Origin of the sequence: Caballeronia sp. (assembly GCF_028292365.1) — a bacterium.
Lineage (GTDB): Bacteria > Pseudomonadota > Gammaproteobacteria > Burkholderiales > Burkholderiaceae > Caballeronia.
Genome location: NZ_JAQGMM010000457.1, coordinates 1 through 3820, shown reverse-complemented (window position 1 = coordinate 3820; position 3820 = coordinate 1). Strand labels below are relative to the sequence as shown.

The window sequence follows — 3820 nt, the reverse complement described above, 5'->3', positions numbered from 1 at the left end:
TTGCTTTGAATCGAAAACCAGAGCGCCCGATCGACACGATACCGAAGCGCCCTTCCCGAATATTGCGATCCTGCGAGTCCCGCTTAAGCCGCTTAAGCCGCGTGTTGCTTGGACTCAACCGGAGCAGCTTCCGCCGTGCTCGCGCCATGACGTTGCTTGTAGTCAGCAACGGCGGCCTTGATTGCGTCTTCAGCCAGGATCGAACAGTGAATCTTCACCGGCGGCAGCGCCAGTTCTTCGGCGATGTGCGTGTTCTTGATCGTCAGCGCCTGATCCAGCGTCTTGCCCTTCACCCACTCGGTCACGAGTGAGCTGGAAGCAATAGCCGAACCGCAGCCGTACGTCTTGAACTTCGCATCTTCGATTACGCCATCCGCACCCACGCGGATCTGCAGCTTCATCACGTCGCCGCAGGCCGGCGCACCGACCATGCCGGTGCCAACGGTGTCGTCGTCCTTGCCGAACGAACCAACATTGCGCGGGTTTTCGTAGTGGTCCAGAACCTTGTCGCTATAAGCCATGATCAACTCCTTGAATTCGTATGCGTGTGCGTTCTGACATGAGCGCAAATGAGCCGCCGGTCAAAGCGGCCAGACAAGCGCTTTAGTGCGCAGCCCACTCGATCGACGAAATGTCGATACCATCCTTATGCATTTCCCAAAGCGGCGACAGATCGCGCAATTTCTGAATCTTGCTCTTGAGCAAGTTAATCACGTAATCGACATCCTGCTCGGTCGTGAAGCGGCCAACCGTGAAACGGATCGAACTGTGCGCGAGTTCGTCGTTGCGCCCGAGAGCCCGCAGCACATACGACGGCTCCAACGAAGCAGACGTGCAAGCCGAACCCGACGACACCGCCACGTCCTTCACCGCCATGATCAGCGACTCGCCTTCAACAAAGTTGAAGCTGATGTTGAGGTTATGCGGCACACGGATTTCCATGTCGCCGTTCACATAGACCTCTTCCATCTCCTTCAAGCCGTTCAGCAAGCGATCGCGCAACATGCGGACGCGCTCGTTTTCCACCGCCATTTCTTCACGTGCGATCCGGAAAGCCTCGCCCATACCGACGATCTGATGCGTGGCCAGCGTACCCGAACGCATGCCGCGCTCGTGACCGCCGCCGTGCATTTGCGCTTCGATGCGAATGCGCGGCTTACGACGCACGAACAACGCGCCGATACCCTTCGGGCCGTACGTCTTGTGCGCCGAAAACGACATCAGGTCGACCTTCTGCTTTTGCAGATCTATCTCGATCTTGCCGGTCGCTTGCGCTGCATCGACGTGGAAAATGATGCCCTTCGCACGCGTGATCTCGCCGATCGCGGCCACGTCCTGAATTACACCGATCTCGTTGTTCACGCTCATCACGGATACCAGGATGGTGTCCGGGCGGATAGCGGCCTGAAGCTTGTCCAGGTCGAGCAAACCGTCGTCCTTCACATCGAGGTACGTGACTTCAAAACCTTCGCGTTCAAGTTCACGACAGGTATCGAGCACAGCCTTGTGCTCGGTCTTCACCGTAATGATGTGTTTGCCCTTGCTCTTGTAGAAATGCGCCGCGCCCTTGATGGCGAGATTGTCCGATTCGGTGGCGCCCGACGTCCAGATGATTTCACGCGGGTCGCAATTGACCAACTTCGCGACGTTCTCGCGCGCTTCCTCGACCGCCCGCTCCGCGTCCCAACCGTATTGGTGGCTACGCGATGCCGGATTGCCGAATTGCTCGCGCAAATACGGAATCATCTTGTCCACCACGCGCGGATCGACCGGGGTCGTTGCGCTGTAGTCCATGTAAATGGGCAGGTGGGGAATGGCGTTGTTCATCAGTTGCTCCGGGGATTTAACTCAATTGGCTCGTTCAAGGCGAGACGGCCGCAATATTGAATAGACGCTCAATAAAGCGGCAGCCGTCAGCCGGCCAGGTTGAAAACGGAATTCGGCCCTTTCGGCGCTACGCGCACTGGCTCCACGCCCGCCGATTCGGTGCGCCGGTCGCGTAGAACCGCCGGCGATCCTTCGCGTGCGCGCTGCTGGTCGACGAGATCTTTCAGCGAGACCGAGTCGAGATACTCGACCATCTTCTGATTGAGCGTGGACCAGAGTTCGTGGGTCATGCAGTGGCCGTCGTGCTGCTTGGTACCTTCGCAAGCACCCTTGCCACCGCATTGCGTGGCGTCGATAGGCTCGTCCACCGCAATAATGATGTCCGCGACCGTGACGTTCTCCGCACGGCGGGCAAGATTGTAACCACCGCCCGGACCGCGCACTGATTCGACAATCTCGTGCCGGCGCAACTTGCCGAACAACTGCTCGAGATAGGACAGCGAGATATGCTGGCGCTGGCTGATTCCTGCCAGCGTCACCGGGCCCTGCTCCTGGCGTAAAGCCAGGTCGATCATCGCCGTGACGGCGAAACGGCCTTTCGTGGTGAGTCTCATAATTTGTAAGCTACCGGGGGCTACGGCTAATACTGGATGATTTTGGTCAAGTATAAATAGCCTACGGATTTAGTCAAGTATCTACAGCCATTTTCTTAGGAATTTGCTGAGATATTGCGCCAAATGAAACCCGCTTTCGATGGCGGCATTCAGGCCACCAATTGCGTGCGAAGCGCTCTCAGCAAGCCTTCGCAGGCATCCTCGCACTGATCGAGCACACGCTCGAAGCCTTCGTCGCCGCCGAAATAAGGGTCGACCACCACCCGGCTGTCGTCGCGAATCGCAAATTCCATCAACAACCGGATCTTGTCGCGATATTCCGGCGGACACGCTTCGGTCAGCGCGGCGGCGTTGGCATCGTCCATCGCGATCAGCAGATCGAACCGTGCGAAATCTTCGCGGCTGACCTGGCGGCCACGCAGCGGCGACAAGTCGTAGCCACGTTTCCTGGCTGCCCGCTGAGCGCGCTCGTCGGGCGGCTGGCCAATATGCCAATTGCCGGTACCGGCGGAATCCACCACGATCTTGTCAGATAGCCTGGCCTTGCCTACCTGATGCAGCATCACCGCTTCGGCACTCGGCGAACGGCAGATGTTGCCCAAGCACACAAAACAGACGGCGATAGTGTTCATCAGATCCCAGCATCGTTTGGCTTTAACGCGAACTTGAGTTCGACTCGCAGCGCGGTTGCGCCGCCTCAACCAGACGAGTCCACGCAAAGCAGTCCCGAATTATACAAAGGACGGCGTTTGTGCGCCCGAGCGGCCCTACGCGGTCGCCCTCGGTCCTACCCGGTCGCGCTTATTCAGAACGTCTGCGAAACAGCCGTAGCCGACGTCCCATTAGCAGGTCGATACCCGTTGCTCGCGTTATCGGATCCGACGAGTCCCAGCGAAATCGCGCGGGCAAATTCGGCGCTGACGGTGGCGGCACTTTGCAGATGGGGTGCTGCAGCCCCGGAAACCGGGTGAATCGCGTGACAGTAGCCAGCGAGTGCGAGCGGCACGAGCATCGTGATGGGCCAGTAGGTCGATATTGTCTTTTTCATTTTCAAACCCCTTCTCAGGTCCTGTGGGCTGACGGGCCCACTTCCGGACATTTGTAATCTTAAGGGTTTCTCCTTAGCCCATAAAGATGGCCCTGCACAAAGCATTGTTGCAGTCCTGTCAACAACGTATGCCGCGTCAGCGTTGCATTTGCTGGCTCGTGAGCAATTCCTGCCACTTTCACTCTGTAACCGCGGAGATAAAACTTTACAAACTTCTTGCGACATACGCTCCGCGAAACTGTCAGATACGGTAATTAGTTTAAGGAATGCCTTTCCGCTCATGATGAAACTCACTATTACAAGCCTGATTCTCGCTTCGTCCGCCTTGGTG

5 protein-coding genes are annotated in these 3820 nt (G+C 57.6%); all 5 read right to left on the bottom strand.

Annotated features, from left to right (window positions below; translation table 11 throughout):
- Positions 1–92: 92 nt before the first annotated feature.
- The 5 genes from iscU to JWR14_RS26850 all read right to left on the bottom strand — a co-directional run bounded on the left by iscU (position 93) and on the right by JWR14_RS26850 (position 3489).
- A complete protein-coding gene (gene iscU / locus JWR14_RS26870; protein WP_299714701.1) occupies positions 93–521 on the bottom strand; it encodes a Fe-S cluster assembly scaffold IscU in 429 nt (142 codons plus the stop codon).
- 82 nt (positions 522–603) lie between these two features.
- Entirely contained in the window at positions 604–1827 is a 1224-nt protein-coding gene (locus tag JWR14_RS26865; protein WP_299714698.1) for an IscS subfamily cysteine desulfurase, read from the bottom strand.
- Positions 1828–1913: 86 nt separating this feature from the next.
- Positions 1914–2441, bottom strand: coding sequence for a Fe-S cluster assembly transcriptional regulator IscR (iscR, locus tag JWR14_RS26860; RefSeq protein ID WP_213763320.1), 528 nt, complete (start codon positions 2439–2441; stop codon positions 1914–1916).
- 149 nt (positions 2442–2590) lie between these two features.
- On the bottom strand, positions 2591–3073 hold the full coding sequence (locus JWR14_RS26855) for a low molecular weight protein-tyrosine-phosphatase (protein ID WP_299714694.1): 483 nt from the start codon (positions 3071–3073) through the stop codon (positions 2591–2593).
- Positions 3074–3246: 173 nt separating this feature from the next.
- Entirely contained in the window at positions 3247–3489 is a 243-nt protein-coding gene (locus JWR14_RS26850; RefSeq protein WP_299714691.1) for a hypothetical protein, read from the bottom strand.
- Positions 3490–3820: the final 331 nt, after the last annotated feature.

Bases quoted from the DNA above. Each gene is read 5' to 3' on its own strand.
- iscU (WP_299714701.1), bottom strand. From the start codon at position 521: ATGGCTTATAGCGACAAGGTTCTGGACCACTACGAAAACCCGCGCAAT.
- JWR14_RS26865 (WP_299714698.1), bottom strand. From the start codon at position 1,827: ATGAACAACGCCATTCCCCACCTGCCCATTTACATGGACTACAGCGCA.
- iscR (WP_213763320.1), bottom strand. From the start codon at position 2,441: ATGAGACTCACCACGAAAGGCCGTTTCGCCGTCACGGCGATGATCGAC.
- JWR14_RS26855 (WP_299714694.1), bottom strand. From the start codon at position 3,073: ATGAACACTATCGCCGTCTGTTTTGTGTGCTTGGGCAACATCTGCCGT.
- JWR14_RS26850 (WP_299714691.1), bottom strand. From the start codon at position 3,489: ATGAAAAAGACAATATCGACCTACTGGCCCATCACGATGCTCGTGCCG.